The 19,032-nt window shown below is 44.4% G+C and carries 16 protein-coding genes and 1 pseudogene; 11 read left to right on the forward strand and 6 right to left on the reverse strand.

Translation table 11 applies throughout. The annotated features are described in order from the left end of the window. Nucleotides 1-98 precede the first annotated feature (98 nt). On the forward strand, nucleotides 99-989 hold the full coding sequence (gene nhaR / locus P4S58_RS02220; protein WP_042484300.1) for a transcriptional activator NhaR: 891 nt from the start codon (nucleotides 99-101) through the stop codon (nucleotides 987-989). 374 nt (nucleotides 990-1,363) lie between these two features. Next, on the forward strand, nucleotides 1,364-1,657 hold the full coding sequence (locus P4S58_RS02225; RefSeq protein ID WP_042484297.1) for an ArsR/SmtB family transcription factor: 294 nt from the start codon (nucleotides 1,364-1,366) through the stop codon (nucleotides 1,655-1,657). An 83-nt stretch (nucleotides 1,658-1,740) separates the two neighbouring features. Here P4S58_RS02225 and rpsT read toward each other — a convergent pair whose 3' ends face one another. Next, nucleotides 1,741-2,001 carry a 30S ribosomal protein S20 gene (gene rpsT, locus P4S58_RS02230; RefSeq protein WP_042484294.1) on the reverse strand — a complete coding sequence of 87 codons (261 nt, stop codon included), beginning with the start codon at nucleotides 1,999-2,001 and terminating at the stop codon, nucleotides 1,741-1,743. A 257-nt stretch (nucleotides 2,002-2,258) separates the two neighbouring features. On the opposite strand from rpsT, the gene murJ reads away from it, so the two are divergent. The 6 genes from murJ (at nucleotide 2,259) to ispH (ending at nucleotide 9,834) form a co-directional block, all read left to right on the forward strand. Continuing rightward, the gene (gene murJ, locus P4S58_RS02235; protein ID WP_180980315.1) at nucleotides 2,259-3,821 is read left to right on the forward strand and encodes a murein biosynthesis integral membrane protein MurJ; all 1,563 of its coding nucleotides are present in this window, start codon (nucleotides 2,259-2,261) and stop codon (nucleotides 3,819-3,821) included. A 71-nt stretch (nucleotides 3,822-3,892) separates the two neighbouring features. Beyond that, nucleotides 3,893-4,828 carry a bifunctional riboflavin kinase/FAD synthetase gene (gene ribF, locus P4S58_RS02240; protein WP_102963282.1) on the forward strand — a complete coding sequence of 312 codons (936 nt, stop codon included), beginning with the start codon at nucleotides 3,893-3,895 and terminating at the stop codon, nucleotides 4,826-4,828. A gap of 63 nt (nucleotides 4,829-4,891) precedes the next feature. Continuing rightward, nucleotides 4,892-7,753 (forward strand): isoleucine--tRNA ligase, encoded by a 2,862-nt coding sequence (gene ileS / locus P4S58_RS02245; RefSeq protein WP_102969192.1) that lies wholly within the window; start codon nucleotides 4,892-4,894, stop codon nucleotides 7,751-7,753. Between the two features lie 14 nt (nucleotides 7,754-7,767). Next, the gene (gene lspA / locus P4S58_RS02250) at nucleotides 7,768-8,274 is read left to right on the forward strand and encodes a signal peptidase II (protein WP_102969193.1); all 507 of its coding nucleotides are present in this window, start codon (nucleotides 7,768-7,770) and stop codon (nucleotides 8,272-8,274) included. Nucleotides 8,275-8,417: 143 nt separating this feature from the next. Next, the gene (gene fkpB / locus P4S58_RS02255; RefSeq protein ID WP_102969194.1) at nucleotides 8,418-8,849 is read left to right on the forward strand and encodes an FKBP-type peptidyl-prolyl cis-trans isomerase; all 432 of its coding nucleotides are present in this window, start codon (nucleotides 8,418-8,420) and stop codon (nucleotides 8,847-8,849) included. Nucleotides 8,850-8,871: 22 nt separating this feature from the next. Further along, on the forward strand, nucleotides 8,872-9,834 hold the full coding sequence (gene ispH / locus P4S58_RS02260; protein ID WP_180980452.1) for a 4-hydroxy-3-methylbut-2-enyl diphosphate reductase: 963 nt from the start codon (nucleotides 8,872-8,874) through the stop codon (nucleotides 9,832-9,834). 88 nt (nucleotides 9,835-9,922) lie between these two features. Here the strand turns inward: ispH and P4S58_RS02265 are convergent, their stop codons facing one another. After that, nucleotides 9,923-11,407: a carbon starvation CstA family protein gene (locus P4S58_RS02265; RefSeq protein WP_042484272.1), complete on the reverse strand. Its 1,485-nt coding sequence runs from the start codon at nucleotides 11,405-11,407 to the stop codon at nucleotides 9,923-9,925. Nucleotides 11,408-11,675: 268 nt separating this feature from the next. Between P4S58_RS02265 and P4S58_RS02270 the strand changes: the two genes are divergently transcribed. Both P4S58_RS02270 and P4S58_RS02275 read left to right on the forward strand, forming a co-directional pair. Continuing rightward, nucleotides 11,676-12,017 carry a DUF2799 domain-containing protein gene (locus tag P4S58_RS02270; RefSeq protein WP_042484271.1) on the forward strand — a complete coding sequence of 114 codons (342 nt, stop codon included), beginning with the start codon at nucleotides 11,676-11,678 and terminating at the stop codon, nucleotides 12,015-12,017. A 60-nt stretch (nucleotides 12,018-12,077) separates the two neighbouring features. After that, nucleotides 12,078-13,867: pseudogene (locus tag P4S58_RS02275) on the forward strand (cation:proton antiporter). Between the two features lie 69 nt (nucleotides 13,868-13,936). Here the strand turns inward: P4S58_RS02275 and P4S58_RS02280 are convergent. Together P4S58_RS02280 and P4S58_RS02285 are read right to left on the reverse strand one after the other, a co-directional pair. Continuing rightward, nucleotides 13,937-14,260, reverse strand: coding sequence for a hypothetical protein (locus P4S58_RS02280; protein ID WP_102941065.1), 324 nt, complete (start codon nucleotides 14,258-14,260; stop codon nucleotides 13,937-13,939). 62 nt (nucleotides 14,261-14,322) lie between these two features. Beyond that, on the reverse strand, nucleotides 14,323-15,435 hold the full coding sequence (locus tag P4S58_RS02285) for an anhydro-N-acetylmuramic acid kinase (RefSeq protein ID WP_102969198.1): 1,113 nt from the start codon (nucleotides 15,433-15,435) through the stop codon (nucleotides 14,323-14,325). A gap of 99 nt (nucleotides 15,436-15,534) precedes the next feature. Here P4S58_RS02285 and nagZ point away from each other — a divergent pair, with 99 nt between their 5' ends. Beyond that, complete coding sequence (gene nagZ / locus P4S58_RS02290) at nucleotides 15,535-16,524, forward strand: beta-N-acetylhexosaminidase (protein WP_102969199.1); 990 nt, start codon at nucleotides 15,535-15,537, stop codon at nucleotides 16,522-16,524. Between the two features lie 49 nt (nucleotides 16,525-16,573). Here nagZ and btsR read toward each other — a convergent pair whose 3' ends face one another. Then, entirely contained in the window at nucleotides 16,574-17,290 is a 717-nt protein-coding gene (gene btsR, locus P4S58_RS02295) for a two-component system response regulator BtsR (protein WP_042484258.1), read from the reverse strand. Between the two features lie 26 nt (nucleotides 17,291-17,316). Continuing rightward, on the reverse strand, nucleotides 17,317-18,993 hold the full coding sequence (locus P4S58_RS02300; RefSeq protein WP_102966256.1) for a sensor histidine kinase: 1,677 nt from the start codon (nucleotides 18,991-18,993) through the stop codon (nucleotides 17,317-17,319). Nucleotides 18,994-19,032: the final 39 nt, after the last annotated feature.

Here is a 19,032-nt window from a genome sequence, read left to right on the forward strand (position 1 = left end):
AGTTAATCTTTATTTTATTCGGTTTTTTCGAGTTAATTGATTGATGGTGGGTGTTTGGTTTAACCTTAGCGATTATTTGGCTACTGAGTTTCGGCAATATGTCTCATTTAAACTATAACCACCTTTATTACTTTTGGATGGTATGCAAGCAAGGTTCTGTTACTAAAGCGGCAGATGCTTTGTTCCTCACTCCTCAAACGGTAACAGGTCAAATCAAAGCTTTTGAAGAGCGTATGGACGGCAAACTGACCAAACGTAATGGCAGAAGTATTGAACCTACTGAGCTTGGGCAGTTGGTGTTTAAGTATGCAGACCGAATGTTTGGCTTAAGTTATGAAATGCTTGATATCGTTAACTACAGTCAGCGTTCCAATGTTCTTTTTGATGTTGGCGTCGCGGATGCGCTGTCTAAAAGGTTGGTGAGTAAGATTCTGATGACCACCATTCCAGAAGACAACAGTATTCATTTACGTTGTTTTGAATCTACTCACGAACTTCTCCTTGAGCAGTTGTCCCAACATAAACTGGATATGATTCTTTCTGATTGTCCTGTTGATTCAAGCCAAAGCCCAGGTTTGTTTAGTAAAAAACTGGGGGAAAGTAACATGGGATTCTTTGCTCGAAATCATCTTGGCAAAGTTTCATTCCCTGCGGTTTTAGAAGAACGTAAGTTGCTGATGCCGGGAAGTCGTACATCAATGGGGCGAAAAGTCCGTCAATGGTTCGATCACCAAGGTATTCAACCGAACATTCTTGGCGAGTTTGATGATTCTGCGTTAATGAAAGCATTTGCTCGATACCACCCAGAAGCGATTTTCTTGGCGCCACTGCTTTATGTAACCGAAGTGGTTGATGATTTTTCCCTGCAGTTGATCGCACCTATCGAAGAAGTGAAGGAAGAGTATTACGTTATCTTTGCTGAACGGATGATTCAGCATCCGGCGGTCAAAAATATATGTGACGCAGATTTCACAAAATTGTTCGAATGAGACTTTTGTCATTATTTACAGTTGGATTAACTTCACACAATTTGATAAAAAGAACAATTATTACACAGGGCTAATTAATTCGAGCAGCAATAAAGGCGCAAGTTATGAATCAATAAGAATTCAGATGCGTCGCAGAAATAAAATTAACTGATATTACCAAAACACTTTACCCCGCTAATATGCCGCATAACGATAGCCAAGCTAATTGAAGTAAAGGCAGGCGACAAGATAATGAACCCATGAGCATAGCTATTATGTTATTGGGTAAGTAAACGTCGTCATCAAAGCTATTGCTTCAATAGAAAGGGTATTTTGAATTAGTTTATTATGCCGACTTAAGAGCGTTTTAGAAGTTGTTCCTAGGGGACTTATTCATGAATCTACAAGAAATGGAAAAGAATTCCGCTCAGGCGGTTGTTCTACTCAAAGCGATGGCGAATGAAAGGCGTTTACAAATTCTTTGCTTGCTGCACAACCAAGAGTTGTCGGTAGGTGAGTTATGCGGAAAACTAGAATTAAGCCAATCAGCACTTTCGCAGCATTTAGCATGGTTGAGACGAGATGGATTGGTCAACACGCGTAAATCTGCACAAACAGTATTTTATACTCTAAGTAGTGATGAAGTGAAAAAGATGATTGAGTTGCTTCACAATCTGTACTGTGAGTAGCTGATTTAGAAAATGAGTTAAATCAGAAAATAAAAAAACCGGCAAAAGCCGGTTTTTTTCATCGCTGATAATTCAAGCCAGAATTATAGTGCTTTGATAGCTGCAGCGAAGCGAGACTTATGACGAGCTGCTTTATTCTTGTGAATAAGGCCTTTAGTCGCCATGCGGTCTAGGATTGGTGTAACTACAGCAAAAGCAGCAGTTGCAGTTTCTTTGTCGCCTGCTTGGATAGCAGCAACAGTTTTCTTCATGTAAGTGCGCATCATAGAACGACGGCTAGCATTGTGCTGGCGACGTTTCTCAGCTTGGATAGCGCGCTTCTTAGCAGATTTACTATTTGCCAAGGGTCTAACTCCCAAAAACTTTTCGTTAGGTAACATTTTAAGGGCGAGGAATATCCCCTATTTGCTCTAAAATGTCAAATGATTTGTGCAAAAACCCACCTGAACCAAACAAGTTTGGTATAAGAAGGCCTTCGCGGTTAAGATGGCGTGGATTCTAACAGTATTTTTTTCAATGCTAATACTTATCTGCTCTCTGAATGACATTCTTTGCATTCAGTGGGCGACTATGTTGTTTTAGCTTGTTTTTCGAGGTTATCGTGAGCAAACGCTTACTCAAGTCTGGCATGATTGTCAGTGCCATGACGCTTATCTCCCGCGTGCTGGGATTAGTGCGTGATATCGTTGTTGCAAATCTTATGGGAGCTGGTGCCAGCGCAGACGTATTCTTCTTCGCCAACCGTATTCCTAACTTTTTACGTCGTCTATTTGCAGAGGGGGCGTTCTCTCAAGCCTTTGTTCCTGTGTTAACTGAGTATCATGCCTCTGGTGATATGAACAAAACTCGAGACCTGATAGCCAAAGCGTCGGGTACATTAGGGGTATTAGTCTCTATTGTAACTGTGCTGGGTATTGTGTTCTCTGGTGTTGTTACAGCATTGTTTGGTGCAGGTTGGTTTCTGGACTGGTTAAATGATGGACCCGCAGCGCCAAAATTCGAACTGGCGAGCCTGCTTCTTAAAATCACCTTTCCTTATTTATGGTTCATTACTTTTGTTGCTCTGTCGGGCGCCATATTAAACACCCTTGGTAAGTTCGCGGTTTCTTCGTTTACGCCTGTGTTCCTAAACGTCATGATGATCTTATCCGCTTGGTATATTTCTCCAAACTTGGATCAGCCAGAAATTGGTTTAGCAATAGGTGTGTTTTTAGGCGGTTTAGTTCAGTTTTTATTCCAACTGCCGTTTTTGATCAAAGCTGGAGCCTTAGTTAAGCCAAAATGGGGGTGGAAAGATCCTGGAGTGGTCAAAATTCGCACTTTGATGATTCCGGCTTTGTTTGGTGTGTCAGTGAGCCAAATTAACCTTCTATTTGACTCATTTGTTGCCAGTTTCTTGCAAACGGGTTCTATCAGTTGGCTTTATTACTCTGACCGCTTACTGGAGTTTCCGCTAGGTTTGTTCGGTATTGCGATTGCAACTGTTATTCTGCCGGCACTTTCACGCAAACATGTTGATGCCCATAGTGAAGGCTTTTCACATACCATGGATTGGGGCGTGCGCATGGTCACTTTGTTAGGTGTACCTGCCATGCTGGGGTTGATGGTGTTGGCGAAACCAATGCTGATGGTACTCTTCATGCGCGGCGAGTTCTCGGCCAATGACGTTGAACAAGCTTCGATGTCCTTGCTGGCTTATGCTGCTGGTCTGCTGAACTTTATGCTGATCAAGGTTCTTGCTCCGGGGTATTACTCGCGCCAAGACACGAGAACGCCTGTTCGCTACGGTATTATCGCTATGGTGAGTAACATGGTTTTTAACGCCATCTTTGCTTGGTTCTATGGCTTCGTAGGTTTGGCAGCGGCAACGGCACTATCTGCCTTCATTAATATGGCTTTGCTTTATAACGGTTTGCATCAGCAAGGTGTTTACAAGCTTTCACGTAAAACAGTGTTGTTTTTTGCTCGACTGATTGTTGCTGGTGGCGCTATGGTGGCTGCGATTTTATGGCAACTTGAAGATATGTCGGTTTGGCTTGAGTGGAGCTTCCACAGCCGTGCATTAATGCTGGCTGCGCTGATTGCTTTAGGTGCAATTGTTTATTTGCTCACCGCATTGATTCTAGGCTTGCGCCTAAAGGATTTAAAAGCGGCGACAGAATAATGTTAATTAGGGTATAATCCGCCAGTTTCGCACCAATATAACTGAGAACTATAGGTTTTAAACGTATTCCAATGGAATTAATACGCGGTATTCATAATATCAAAGCACAGCATAATGGTTGTGTGTTGACGATTGGTAATTTTGACGGTGTTCACTTAGGACATCAGCAAGTTCTGCAGAAAGTCTCTGAACAAGCGAAAAAGCTGAATTTACCTTCAGTCGTAATGACATTTGAACCGCAGCCTATGGAGCTTTTCTTAAAAGATAAAGCACCAGCTCGGTTAACTCGTTTGAGAGATAAGTTTGTTCAACTGAGTAAACTGGATATTGATCGACTGTTGTGTGTGAATTTTAACCATCATTTTGCCAGTCTAGATGCGGACAGTTTTATCCGTGACTTGTTGGTAAAACGTTTGGGTGTTAAGTTTCTGGTTGTTGGCGACGATTTTTGTTTCGGCCGTGGGCGCAAAGGTAATTTTGCTATGCTCAAAGAGGCTGGGCAAAAGTACGGATTTGAAGTCGTTAGCACGGAAAGTTTCTGCTTAGAAGAGCTTCGTGTGAGTAGTACGGCGATTCGAGAATCGCTGGCCGAAAACGATCTGACGGGAACGTCAGAAATGCTGGGAAGAAACTATAGTATTAGCGGTCGAGTTTCCCATGGTCGAAAACTTGGTCGTACTATCGGATTTCCTACGGCAAATATTCCACTAAAACGCTGTGTTTCACCTGTGTCTGGTGTGTATGTTGTCGAAGCTTATGGGCTCGGTGAACAACCTATTGGTGGTGTGGCGAATATTGGCCAACGACCAACAGTAAATGGTGTTCGTCAGCAGCTAGAAGTGCACTTATTTGACTTCCAAGGCAATTTGTATGGAAAGCAGTTAGAAGTAGCTCTTTTGCATAAGCTAAGAGATGAAAAGAAGTTTGAGTCGTTTGATGCGCTTAAACAACAAATAGAATTGGATGCTGAAGCGGCTAGGGTGTGGTTGCTTCAGTTTAAGAATTAGCCAGTTGATTCCACTGGTTAAAATAATGTCTAACTTCGCCCAATACAACGGAATTAAGAATCGATGAGTGACTATAAAAATACCCTGAACTTACCTGAGACAGGGTTCCCAATGCGCGGTGATCTGGCCAAACGTGAGCCAGCAATGTTAGAGCGTTGGTACCAAGAAGATCTATACGGTGAAATCCGTAAAGCTAAAAAAGGCAAAAAATCTTTCATCCTGCATGATGGCCCTCCATATGCCAACGGTGATATTCACATTGGTCACGCACTTAATAAGATTCTTAAAGACATTATTATTAAATCTAAAACGCTTTCTGGTTTTGACTCTCCATATATTCCGGGTTGGGACTGTCACGGTCTACCAATTGAGTTGATGGTCGAAAAGAAAGTGGGTAAACCAGGCCAAAAAGTGACTGCTGCTGAGTTCCGCGAAAAATGTCGCGAATACGCTGCGGGTCAAGTTGAAGGTCAAAAAGAAGGCTTCAAACGTCTTGGTATTCTTGGTGAGTGGGACAAACCGTACCGCACTATGGATTTTGCAACTGAAGCAAACATCATCCGTGCGCTAGGCAAAATCGCTGACAACGGCCACTTACTAAAAGGTTTCAAACCTGTTCACTGGTGTACAGACTGTGGTTCGGCACTAGCAGAAGCAGAAGTTGAGTACAAAAACAAAGTTTCTCCTTCTATTGATGTGCGTTTCAAAGCAGCAGATGAAGCGACACTTCTGTCTAAGTTTGATCTGAAATCTGATCATGCTGGCGAAGGTGACGTTTCAATCGTAATCTGGACTACAACACCATGGACGCTTCCAGCGAACCGTGCAGTGTGTCTACGTGACGATCTTGAGTACGTTCTTATTCAAGTAGAAGGCGATTCTGAAAAAGATCAGCAGCCAGAACGTATTATCGTTGCTTCTGAGCTAGCAAAAGAAGTGATGGATCGTGCGGGTATCGAGCATTTCCATAATCTAGGTTTTGCTAAAGGTAGCGACCTTGAGTTGGCTCAGTTCCAACACCCATTCTATGACTTCTCCGTTCCAGCGATTCTTGGTGATCACGTAACAACGGATTCAGGTACTGGTGTGGTTCACACAGCACCTGGACACGGTCAAGAAGACTTTGCAGTTGGTCAGAAGTACGGTCTAGAAGTGGCGAACCCAGTAGGTTCAAACGGTGTTTACCTTCCAGACACTGAGTTCTTTGCTGGCCAACACGTATTTAAAGCAAACGATGCTGTTGTTGAGTTGCTAAAAGAAAAAGGCGCTTTACTGCATCATCACGCTTATGAGCACAGCTACCCACACTGCTGGCGTCATAAAACACCAATCATCTTCCGTGCAACCCCACAATGGTTCGTTTCAATGGATCAAGCGGGTCTTCGTGCACAAGCTCTGAAATCAATCAAGAGCGTTCAATGGATGCCTGAATGGGGTCAAAGCCGTATTGAAGGCATGATCGAAGGCCGTCCTGAATGGTGTGTATCTCGTCAACGTACTTGGGGTGTGCCAATTGCTCTGTTCGTTCATAAAGAAACGTCTGAACTTCATCCAAACAGCGCTGAACTGATTGAAAAAGTTGCGAAACTTGTTGAAGAGAAAGGCATTCAAGCATGGTGGGATGTTGAACCTGCTGAACTGCTTGGTGCGGACGCTGAGAAATACGAAAAAGTATTAGACACCCTAGACGTATGGTTCGACTCTGGTGTTACTCACTACGCAGTAGTTGATAACCGTGAAGAGTTCAACGGCGCGGAAGCGGACATGTACCTAGAAGGTTCTGACCAACACCGTGGCTGGTTCCAGTCTTCTCTAATTTCATCTATCGCGATGAAAGGCAAAGCTCCATATAAAGAAGTATTAACTCACGGTTTCGTGGTTGATGGTCAAGGCCGTAAGATGTCTAAATCTATCGGTAACGTGGTTGCTCCTAAAGATGTGACCAATAAACTTGGCGCAGACATTCTTCGTCTATGGGTTGCTTCGACTGACTACACTGGTGAAGTTGCGGTTTCTGATGAAATCCTGAAACGTAGTGCAGACTCATACCGTCGTATCCGTAACACGGCTCGTTTCTTCCTAGCTAACCTAAACGGTTTCAATCCAGCAACGGACATGGTTGCAGCGGAAGATATGGTTGCTCTGGATCGTTGGGCTGTGGCGCGTGCCTTTGCTGCACAACAAGAAATTGTGAAAGCATACGATGAGTACAACACTCACGCGGTTGTTCAACGCCTAATGCATTTCTGTTCTGTAGAAATGGGTTCTTTCTACCTAGACGTGATTAAAGACCGTCAGTACACAGCGAAAAAAGGCGGTCACGCTCAACGTAGCTGTCAAACAGCGCTTTACTACATCGTAGAAGCTTTGGTTCGTTGGATGGCGCCAATCATGTCGTTCACAGCGGATGAAATCTGGAACGAAATGCCAGCTAAGCAAGAAAACGGTGAAGAGCGCAGCAAGTTTGTATTCACTGGCGAATGGTACCAAGGTCTGTTTGGTCTTGCTGAAGGCGAAGAGCTTAACAACGAGTTCTGGACTGAAATCCAAGAAATCCGTGGTGCGGTGAACAAACTGCTTGAAAATGCACGTAACGAGAAAACTATTGGTGGTTCACTGCAAGCTGAAGTGACTCTGTTTGCTGATGACGCACTAGCAGAGAAACTCAACAAGCTTGAAGATGAACTTCGCTTCGTACTACTGACTTCTAAAGCTGCGGTTAAACCAGTATCTGAGAAGACAGAAGCTGCACATGAAACTGAGATCGAAGGCTTGTTCGTTCAAGTAAGCAAAACTGAAGCAGAGAAGTGTGACCGTTGTTGGCACCATACTGCAGACGTTGGCACTATTGCTGGTCACGAGAAAATCTGTGGTCGCTGTGTGTCGAACGTTGACGGCGAAGGCGAAGTTCGTAAATTCGCATAACCAAAGGCGTTTACATGACACAGCAAGCATTAACGCTAAAACAATCAGGAGTGCGCTGGCTATGGCTGGCCCTCTTGGTGTTTGTGGCAGACATTGGCATTAAATTAGTTGTGATGAATAGCATGGGCTATGGTTGGGAAAATCGTATTGAGATTCTTCCCTTCTTCAACCTGCTATATGTTCATAACTATGGCGCGGCTTTTAGCTTTTTGAGCGATCAAGCGGGCTGGCAGCGTTGGTTCTTTACTGCAATTGCATTTGTTGTAACAGGTTTTCTCGCATTTTGGATGAGACGTCTACCTGCTAGTGATAAATGGAATAACATCGCTTATGCGCTGATTATTGGTGGCGCTGTGGGTAACGTGTTTGACCGCGTTGTTCACGGATTTGTTGTTGATTATCTTGATTTTTACTGGGGTAATTACCACTGGCCGGCCTTCAATTTAGCCGATAGCGCAATTTGTATTGGTGCTGCGATGATTATCTTAGATAGTTTCCGTAGCAGTAAAAAAGCGGCGTAAGTTCTATCAAAGCCTAATAACCCTAAGCGCTGTCCGTTGATTCGGAGAGCGCTTTTTGTTAGAAGAACAGCCAATATTTTAAATTCAAATAAAAGAAATAAACGAGACGAAAAAGATCTCGAACAATCTAAAGGAAGCCCAACGTGACAACAATTAATCAGAACTCAGCTGTAACTCTGCATTTTACTATCAAATTAAAAGATGGCTCTGTGGCCGACAGTACACATAATTTAGGTAAGCCAGCTAAATTTGTGATTGGCGATGGCAGCCTGAGTGAAAACTTTGAAAAATGCCTTATCGGAATGACTGCTGGACAAAGCCAAGCGATCGAATTGATTGCGGAAGATGCTTTTGGACAGCCTAACCCAGACAACATCCACCATATGGACCGAGCGAAATTTATCGGCGACACTGAGGTGGAAGTGGGTACTATCATGGCGTTTAGTGGCCCTGACGGTATGGAAATTCCGGGGATCATCACCGAGATTGTCGGTGATTCCGTGACGGTGGATTTTAACCACCCGCTAGCCGGACAAGATGTTATCTTTGATGTCGAAATCTTGTCTGTCGAATAACTGATTACTTATTAATACATCCATGAGCAACAACATGAAAATACTGTTAGCTAACCCTCGCGGCTTCTGCGCTGGTGTTGATCGTGCCATCAGCATTGTAGAACGTGCATTAGAAATGTATCAGCCACCTATCTATGTTCGTCATGAAGTCGTACACAACCGTTTTGTGGTTGAAGGGCTAAAACAACGTGGAGCGGTTTTTGTCGAAGAGCTGCATGAAGTTCCAGATAACAACATTGTGATTTTCTCTGCTCATGGTGTTTCTCAAGCTGTGCGTCAGGAAGCGAAAGAACGCGACTTAACCGTCTTCGATGCAACCTGTCCGTTAGTGACTAAAGTTCATATGGAAGTGGCTCGTGCAAGCCGCAAGCATATGGAAGTGGTGCTTATCGGTCATGCTGGGCATCCTGAAGTTGAAGGCACTATGGGGCAATACGCCAGCGATAAAGGCGGTATGTATCTGGTAGAAAAACCAGATGATGTTCTTGCTCTGGTAGAGAAAGTAAAAGATCCAAGCCATCTGCATTATGTCAGCCAAACCACCTTGTCTGTGGATGAAACGGCAGATGTGATCGATAAACTGCGCGAAGTGTTCCCTGAAATTCAAGGCCCGCGTAAGGATGATATTTGTTACGCGACACAGAACCGTCAGGATGCCGTACGTATCCTTGCGAGTGAAGTAGACGTGATGATTGTGGTCGGTTCTAAAAACTCATCTAACTCTACTCGATTGAAAGAGTTAGCTGAGAAATTGGGCACACCAGGTTATCTGACAGACTGCCCAGAAGATGTACGTCCAGAATGGTTCGACGGTAAGAGCAAAGTGGGCGTAACGGCGGGTGCGTCAGCACCTGAAGAGTTAGTGAACCAAATTATTAATCGCATTAAAGAACTTGGCGCTACCTCTGTAGAAGAAGTGCTAGGTCGCGAAGAAAACATGTTCTTCGAAGTACCAAAAGAACTGCAAATCAAGCAGGTTGATTAATTTCATATCTTCTTGATACAAAACGTGAATAAGAAAAAGGGCTCCGATTGGAGCCCTTCTAGTATCTATCAGACTTTATTGATACAGATTAAACCGTTTCAGTCACACCTGTAGGTTTCTCTTCGTCAGCAAACTCAGTATCGCCTTTGCCTTTAGAGATTTTAATTACGTAAGCTGTGATAGCAAGCGCCGCGACAACACCAATGATAGTTGATAGTTGCATTGGCTGACCAAAGCCTAGCGTACCGTTGTTTAGGATAAAGGTGATACAAACTGAAGTCATGAATGCCGCTGGAACCGTTGTAATCCAGTGGAACTTGTTATGACGTAGTAGGTATGCAGAAGCTGTCCACAACATCATTACAGCTGTTGTTTGGTTAGCAAAACCGAAGTAACGCCAGATGATACCGAAATCTACTTGAGTCAGTACGCCACCGATAATGAATAGTGGAACAGCCATTAGTAGACGGTTACGCATTGTTTTCTGTTCCATGTTGAAGTACTCAGCAAGGATCAGACGGCTTGAACGGAACGCAGTGTCACCAGAAGTGATTGGCAGGATAACCACACCTAGGAATGCGATGATGCCACCGAATACGCCTAGTAGACCGAATGAAGCGCTGTAAACTACGTTACCTGGACCACCGTTAGCAACCGCAGCTTGAAGACCTTCAAGTGAATCGAAGAACGATAGAGCGATAGCACACCAGATTAGCGCGATGATACCTTCACCAATCATTGCACCGTAGAATACGAAACGACCATTGGTTTCGTTCTCAATACAACGAGCCATTAGTGGAGATTGAGTCGCGTGGAAACCAGAGATAGCACCACAAGCAATGGTGATGAATAGTGCTGGCCACAAAGGCATATCTTTAGGGTTCAGGTTGCTGAACATGTCGCTTGGTTCAAAGCCGCCTAGGATTTGGTGTTCGCTAGAGAATGCGATAGCTGTGATCAGACCAACAGACATGAAAATCAACAGTGCGCCAAACAGTGGGTAGAAGCGGCCGATGATTTTATCTACAGGAACGATAGTTGCGATAATGTAGTAAGCAAAAATGATGACTACCATAGTTGTCATGCTTACAGTCAGGCTAGTTTGTTCGTTGATTAGGTTAGTAATCATGCCAGCAGGCGCTGATACGAATACCACACCAACAAGCAGTAGAAGAACAATGGCAAAAATGTTCATAAAGTGTTTTGCGCCATTGCCTAAGTAACGACCTGTCATTGTTGGAACAGATGCACCACCGTTACGAATCGATAGCATGCCTGAGAAGTAGTCGTGAACTGCCCCAGCAAAGATACAGCCAACAACAATCCATAGCATTGCCGCAGGGCCGTATAGAGCACCCATGATTGGACCGAAGATTGGGCCAACACCAGCGATGTTAAGAAGTTGAACTAGGTAAACTTTAGGCGTTGACATGCGAACGTAGTCGACACCGTCAGCTTTTGTATGGGCAGGAGTTTTACGGCTTTCGTTAATGCCGAAGATTTTCTCTACGATAGCACCGTAGATGAAATATCCAGCTAGCAGTGCTGCTACACAGGTTAGGAACCACAACATAGCGATTGTCCTTTGTTATTGGATTATGAAATAAGCTCAATTTGCATAGTAAAGGGTTGCTAGACTAGAAACATTCGCTTTCCTAGTGAGTGGTCGAATAGAGAATTAAGTGGTTTCTGAAGTAAATAAGCGGTCTCTGATATTGTTCAGTGGCAGTCAGAGAAAGTAAGCGGTTCTGTTGATGGATTTGAGGATTTAGCAGGAAAGAATGCACAATCAGTGGTATACCTAAAGAGCTAAAGATTTTTGGCTAAGTTGAAGGTAAATAATGAAAAAAACAATAACAGTGGTAATGGTTTTAGGGCTTTTGGGGTGTGCGGCAACGGACAGCGAATTGGCGAAAGAGGGCAACTGGTATCAAATCGGCTACCAAGATGGCATGGTTGGACATTCACAACGTTCATACAAAATATTGTCAGAGCTTGGGGATGTTCAAGAATCGGATTATGAAAACGGCTACTCGCAAGGCATCGCGGAGTATTGCAACCCTAACGTCGCTTATCAGATTGGCGTGAATGGTCAGTATTATGAAGGTGTTTGTGAAGGAACTGATCAAGCGCAGCGATTTCGTATGGAATGGCAACGTGGCTGGAATGAGTACAATAACTAACTGAAATGTTTTGCTTTCCCCTTTTATTACTCGTCAGTTTCAGGATGTTGAGGTGCTACTATGCACGATGAATCACTCGCATTAGTGTTTGCCAGTGTCGGCGTTGTTGGTCTGTTTTGTCAGTGGTTAGCTTGGCGCTTACGTTTACCAGCGATTTTATTTTTACTACTTGCTGGCATTATTGCAGGCCCTCTCACGGGCATTCTTGTCCCTCAACAATTGTTGGGGGAACTGTTATTCCCACTCGTCTCGTTAGCGGTTGCCGTTATTCTGTTTGAAGGTAGTTTAACGCTTAACTTCAAAGAGATACGCGGAGTCAGTAACACCGTATGGAGCATAGTTTCCATCGGTGCAGTGATCTCTTGGGCTATCACTTCCTTTGCGGTTCATTTGTTACTTGGGTTTGATTGGCCCCTCTCATTCCTGTTTGGCAGTTTGACTGTGGTGACGGGACCTACCGTTATCGTTCCACTGCTAAGAACGGTAAGACCAAATACAAGGTTGTCGAACATACTGCGCTGGGAGGGCATTCTGATTGATCCTCTAGGCGCATTGTTCGTTGTGATGGTGTATGAATTTATTGTCTCCAGCAGTGAAGCGCATAGTCTACACGTCTTTGCTCTTATTATCGCGGTAGGTTTAGCGTTTGGCGTGTTGTCGGGAGCCGCGGTTGCTTATGTGTTACGCAAGGGGCTGATACCGGAATATCTCCAACCTTTTGGCGTTCTGAGTGTGGTATTGGGAATTTTTGCGCTCTCAAATCACATAGAATCCGAATCCGGTTTGCTGACAGTGACTGTGATGGGTATGTGGCTTGCCAATGCTAAAGACGTCAATATCCGCCACATACTGCACTTTAAAGAGAACCTGACTATCTTGCTGATAACAGGTTTATTCATTTTGTTGGCGGCGCGCATTCAATTGAGTGACTTTATGACACTAGGTTGGAGTGCGTTATTGCTGTTTGTTGTTATGCAGCTTATCTCCCGACCTGTGTCTATTATGCTTTCCACTTTACGCAGCAATTTAGCGTTCAAGGAAAAACTCTTTCTTGCATGGGTAGCGCCGCGAGGCATTGTTGCTGCGTCTATTTCATCATTGTTTGCCATTAAGTTGAGTTCTATTGGTATGACTGAGGCTGAGTTGCTGGTGCCGCTGACCTTTATGGTGATTATCGGTACTGTCGTTTTGCAAAGCGCTACGGCACGACCAATGGCATTAGCACTACAAGTGGCAGAACCAGCGCCTAAAGGTTTTCTTATCATTGGCGCGAATGATGTGGCTCGTCAGTTAGGCTTGGCGATCATGAAGTATGATTGTCGTGTGGTGCTCACCGATTCGAACTGGGACTATATCCGTCAAGCGAGAATGGCGGGATTAGAGAACTATTACGGCAATCCGATTTCAAGCCATGCCGATGAATATCTGAACTTAATCGGTATCGGGCATGTGGTCGCCCTGAGTCCAGATAAACACTTTAATATCATGGCGTGTATGCAGTTCTTATCAGACTTTGGTGAGAAACGCGTTTTTTGCCTGCATGATAAGGTCAACGGTAATACCAAAGATAAACACGTGGTGGCGCAGGAGTACCATGGTTTGTCGTTTCTGGGCGCTGATGTCAGCTATAAGAAACTGGCAAGTTTGATCAATCAGGGGGAGAGATCAAGCACACCAAACTGAGCGAAAACTTCACTTATGATGATTACTTGAAGAAACATCAGGAGAGTTATGTGCTACCGCTTTTCTTGGTTGATGCTCGCAATAGAGTGCAGATCTGCTCTGATCTCAACGCGTTCGAGCCGAAAGAAGGTGAAACCGTGGTGTCGCTGATTAAAGCCCAGTCTTAGGACGAACAGCATTGATAAAAAGCGAGCCTAATATTAGGCTCGCTTTCGATTCTTCAGAGTAGCAAGTTGCTACTGATCTTTGATTACTTTGTGCAGAACACCGTCAGATTCAGAAAGCTTCTCTTTTGCCAGATCCGCATCAACACCCGTCAGCAACATCAAAATTGCAACCTTGGCGCTATACCCGCATTCTTGTAACAGAGACTGTGCGGTTTGGGTATCACAGTCTGTGGCTTGCATGACGATTCGCACGGCACGTTTTTTTAGTTTTTCTTGTTCATTTTCAGCTTTGTGGTGAGGTTTTGGAGACTGAAAATGTTGCTCTAAATCATTGAGCTCTTGTTCTTTTGACACAATATGAGAAAGCGCGGATAAAAGTGCGTCGTTAGCCATGAATCACCTCAATAACCTCTAATTTAAGCCGTGATGGTTACTGCTATTTTTGAGTTCGAATATTAATTCGAAAAGTATACGACGCCTAAGCTTGCAAGGCGAGAGGCTCCAGTAACTGCAGGCAAATTACTTGGCAAATTATGCATTCTGCGCTGGGCAAGCCAAGCAAAGGCCATGGCTTCCATATAGTCACTGTCTACTCCTTTGCTAATTGTTGGAGCAACGCCCCAATATGGCAGAAGAGATTGGATTATTTCCATAAGCAGAGGGTTTTGCGCGCCGCCGCCACAGACTAACAATTCGGGTTGTGATCCAATCGCGAACTTAGCCACTTCTTCGCAGATAGTCACAGCGGTAAATTCACACAAAGTACGAAGAACGTCTTCTGGTGAGTAATGGGTGTTTTCGAGATGTTGTTCTAACCAAGGCATGTTAAACAGCTCACGCCCTGTGCTTTTCGGAGCGGGTTCAGACAAATAGGGCTCCTGACAAAAACGTGAAAGCAACTCAGGTATAACTTTGCCTTGTTTGGCTCTGGAAGCATCTTTGTCATAGCTTTCATTCCAGTTCACTTGGCACCAAGCATCCATCAGCATATTGCCCGGACCTGTGTCATATCCAATAACTTCACCATTAGGCTTAAGAACGGAGATATTTGAGATGCCACCAATGTTGAGTACTACAACACTGGAGTCTTTGACTTGGAAAATCGTGTGGTGAAAAGCAGGAACCAAAGGCGCGCCTTGACCGCCCAATGCCATGTCTTTTCGTCTGAAATCCGCAACGGTGGTTATGCCCGTTTTGGCGGCAATTATGTTGCTGTCGCCTAACTGCATCGTAAATGGTTTTGCACCATTAGGCTGGTGGAAGACAGTTTGTCCATGGCTGCCAATGGCGCGAATCTGTTGTTTATCAATATTCGATTTATTTACCAGAGCTAAAGCAGCGTCAGCAAACAGGTGACCAAGCTCATGATCGATTTCGCCAATTTCAGGTAAATGGGTTGCCTGACCAATACAAATATTCAAAACGCGCGATTTGAGCTCAGAGGGAAAAGGAAAGAAATCGTGGTCGATGAGTTCTATTTTATCGTCTTGTATCGCCACCAAAGCGGTATCCACGCCATCCAGACTCGTTCCAGACATAATTCCTATGTACAGTTCACGCTCACTCATTATGTAATCTCGCCGTCAGATCTAAACAAACTCATTGTAATTGAAAAATAAACTGAATAACCTCACCCGCAGTGACAAATTTTGAAATTAGGAGAAATAATGGGACCGTTATGGCTTGATGTGGAAGGCTATGAATTAACCGCAGAAGATCGCGAGATTTTGCAGCACCCTACGGTTGGTGGCGTCATATTGTTTGCTCGCAATTATCATGATAACCAACAGTTGTTGGCATTAAACAAAGCGATTCGCCAAGCGGCAAAGCGTCCTATCTTGATTGGTGTTGATCAGGAGGGCGGCCGAGTTCAGCGTTTTCGCGAAGGTTTTAGTAAGATTCCGGCCGCTCAGTTGTATGCAAAGAGTGACAACGGCGTTGAGCTGGCAAAGCAAGGTGGATGGCTAATGGCAGCGGAGCTCATTGCTCACGATGTCGATTTGAGCTTTGCGCCTGTACTCGATAAAGGCTTTGAATGTCGCGCAATTGGTAACCGTGCGTTCGGGGATGATGTCTCGACTGTGTTGAAATACAGCAGTGCCTTTATGCAGGGAATGAAATCGGTAGGGATGGCAACAACAGGAAAACACTTTCCTGGCCATGGTGCGGTGATTGCAGATTCTCATTTAGAAACCCCTTACGATGAACGTGAAGTCATCAGTGATGATATCTCGATTTTTAAAGCTCAGATTGAGGCAGATATTCTTGATGCCATGATGCCTGCTCACGTTATTTACCCGCATTTTGATGATCAGCCTGCCAGTGGTTCTCCTTACTGGTTGAAAAAGGTATTGCGCCAAGAGATGGGCTTTAAAGGCATTGTCTTCTCCGACGATTTAAGCATGGAAGGTGCGGCAATCATGGGATCGCCAGCAGAGCGATCACTGCAAGCGCTGGATGCAGGCTGTGACATGATTCTGATGTGCAATAAGCGTGAAGCTGCGATTGAAGTGCTGGACAATTTGGCGTTTGTTGACGTTCCTCAAGCACATCAGTTACTGAAGAAGCAAAACTTTAGCTATCAAGACTTAAAAGCGATGCAGGAGTGGAAACAAGCGGTTTCGGCGATGCAACGAATCATAGAACAGCACAGCTAATCAGCATGCGATCAGTGCGGCAAAGAAAAGGCTCCATATGGAGCCTTTTTTAATGAAATCCGAGTTTTTCTTTTAACTCTTTTAGGTAGCGACGGCTGACCGGTACTTTATGCTCTGAACGGGTAATGATTTCCGCTAAACCATTTTCAAGCAGCTTTATCTCTTTAATCGCTTTGAGATTAATTAAATACTGGCGATGACAACGCAGAAGCTGAGTTTTCTCTTCCAGAACCTTAAGCGTAAGCTGGCTGGTGGCTCTTTGGTTATGGGTTTGAACATGTACGCCACTGATATCAGTAAACGCGTATTCCACCTCAGTGGTTGGGATAATCATGATGCGGTTCAAGCCGATACAAGGCACTTGGTCGAGCATCGCGGGCGCGATGGAAGAAAAGTCTTGTTTCTGTGTTGTGCTGCGTTGTAGACGTTGAATGGTCTTATTCAAACGTGCGATTTCAATCGGTTTAAGTAAGTAGTCAAACGCATTGTCTTCAAATGCCTGTAAAGCATATTGGTCATAGGCGGTGACAAACACAACCTTGGGCATGGTTTCTGGATCGAGCATGCTCAACATTTCAATACCAGTGATCTGTGGCATTTGAATATCGAGAAAGACAACATCGGGTTTGAGTTGGTTTATTTTTTTAAGACCTTCAATTGCGTTGTTCGCTTGGCCAATTACGTTGATTTCGCCACTTTCTTCAAGCAATTCCATCAGTTCTTCACGCGCGAACAGTTCGTCGTCAATCACAAGTGCTGAAAGCATTTCTAAACCCTTACTTCTTTTCTAAATTAAGAATTTTCTAGATTAGGAATGAGGAAGCTCATTCGTGTGTATTGGCCCGGTTCAACTTCGATTTTCAGTGCGGAGTTGTCGCCGAATTTATTGGTTAGCCGTTTCGCCACTATCTGCATACCCAACCCATCATGATCATCACTTGGTGGTTGATAGCTGCCAGCATTGTCCTCAACCACTACTCGGTAGCCGTTTTCCACTGGTTCGCTGTATATACGAACTTTGCCATCTTCAAGCAGATTGGACGTACCATGTTTGATCGCGTTTTCCACTAAAGGTTGTAAGGTGAAAGTGGGCACATTGCGTTCCAATAATGAGTTATCGATATCGATCTCGACATCGAGGCGGTCACTGAAACGGGCTTTTTCTATTGTCAGGTATGCATTGACATGAGCGATCTCGTCGCGGAGTGTCACGGTTTCGATATTCTGCTTCAAGTTACTGCGGAAAAACTGCGATAGGTGCTGAATTAATTCGCGTGCTTTTGTCGGATCCCTGCGGATAACGGCACTGATGGTATTGAGAGCGTTAAACAGAAAGTGAGGGTTAATCTGAGCTTGCAACAGCTTAATTTCAGCTCTGGAAAGCAGGATTTGTTTCTGTTGATACTCACCATACAGAATCTGACTGGAAAGTAACTGAGCGATACCTTGCGCCATGGACATATTGATAGTTGAGAACAGCTTGCGCTTTGGTTCATACAGCTTAATGGTGCCAATGACTCTGTCACCCGCTCTCAGTGGAATAATTAACGCAGAACCTAGCTTACAGGTTGGCGATAACGAACATTGATAAGGTTGTTCTTTGCCATCGAGATAGATAATGGCGTTTCCTGAAATCGCATCAAGCGTACTTTGAGAAGATATCGGAGTATTGGGTTTGTGGTGGTCATCGCCAATGCCAACGAAAGCGAGAATTTTTTCCCTGTCGGTAATGGAGACTGCGCCAACGTTGGTAAGTTCGTAAACGATGCGGGCAATTTTGTCGGCATTCTTAGGGTTAAAGCCTTGAGCAAGAATACCGACAGAGCGTTCGGCGATGTTTAAAGCACGACGAGAAAAGGTCGCGGAATACTCTTCAAATATGGTTTTTCTGTCTTGCAGAATACTCATAAACAGCGCTGCACCTACTGAGTTGGCAATGATCATTGGCGCTGCAATGGTGGAGACAAGGTCGTAAGCTTCATCAAACGGTTTGGCTACAAGTAGAATCAGCAGCATTTGAACTATTTCGGCAAACAGAGTGACGGCAAAAACGATACTAGGGCTAAAAACCAGTCGCCCTTTACTGTTTCTGAGCAGATAAGTGTGCAGTAACCCGCCGATGAGACCTTCTGCCGTTGTGGAAATAGCACAGGCTAAATCGGTAAACCCGCCTAGAGTGTAGCGGTGAATCCCGCCTGTTAGGCCAACGAAGAAACCAACCACAGGACCACCGAATAGACCACCCATTACTGCGCCGATTGCGCGAGTATTGGCTATGGCATCATCAATTTGCAGGCCGAAATAGGTTCCCATGATGCAAAACAGTGAAAACAGGGTATAGACACTTAATTTATGATCAAGACGGCTGGAAATATTAAGCAGTGGGAGAAACAACGGTGTCTTACTCAACATGTAAGCTAAAACTAAGTAGACACACATCTGTTGTAATAAGGAAAGGATCAAATCCATAGTTCAGCCAGCAAGCAAATGTTGAAGAATGAGGGTATT

Origin of the sequence: Vibrio sp. Hal054 (assembly GCF_037162405.1) — a bacterium.
In the GTDB taxonomy this organism is placed as follows: domain Bacteria; phylum Pseudomonadota; class Gammaproteobacteria; order Enterobacterales; family Vibrionaceae; genus Vibrio; species Vibrio diazotrophicus.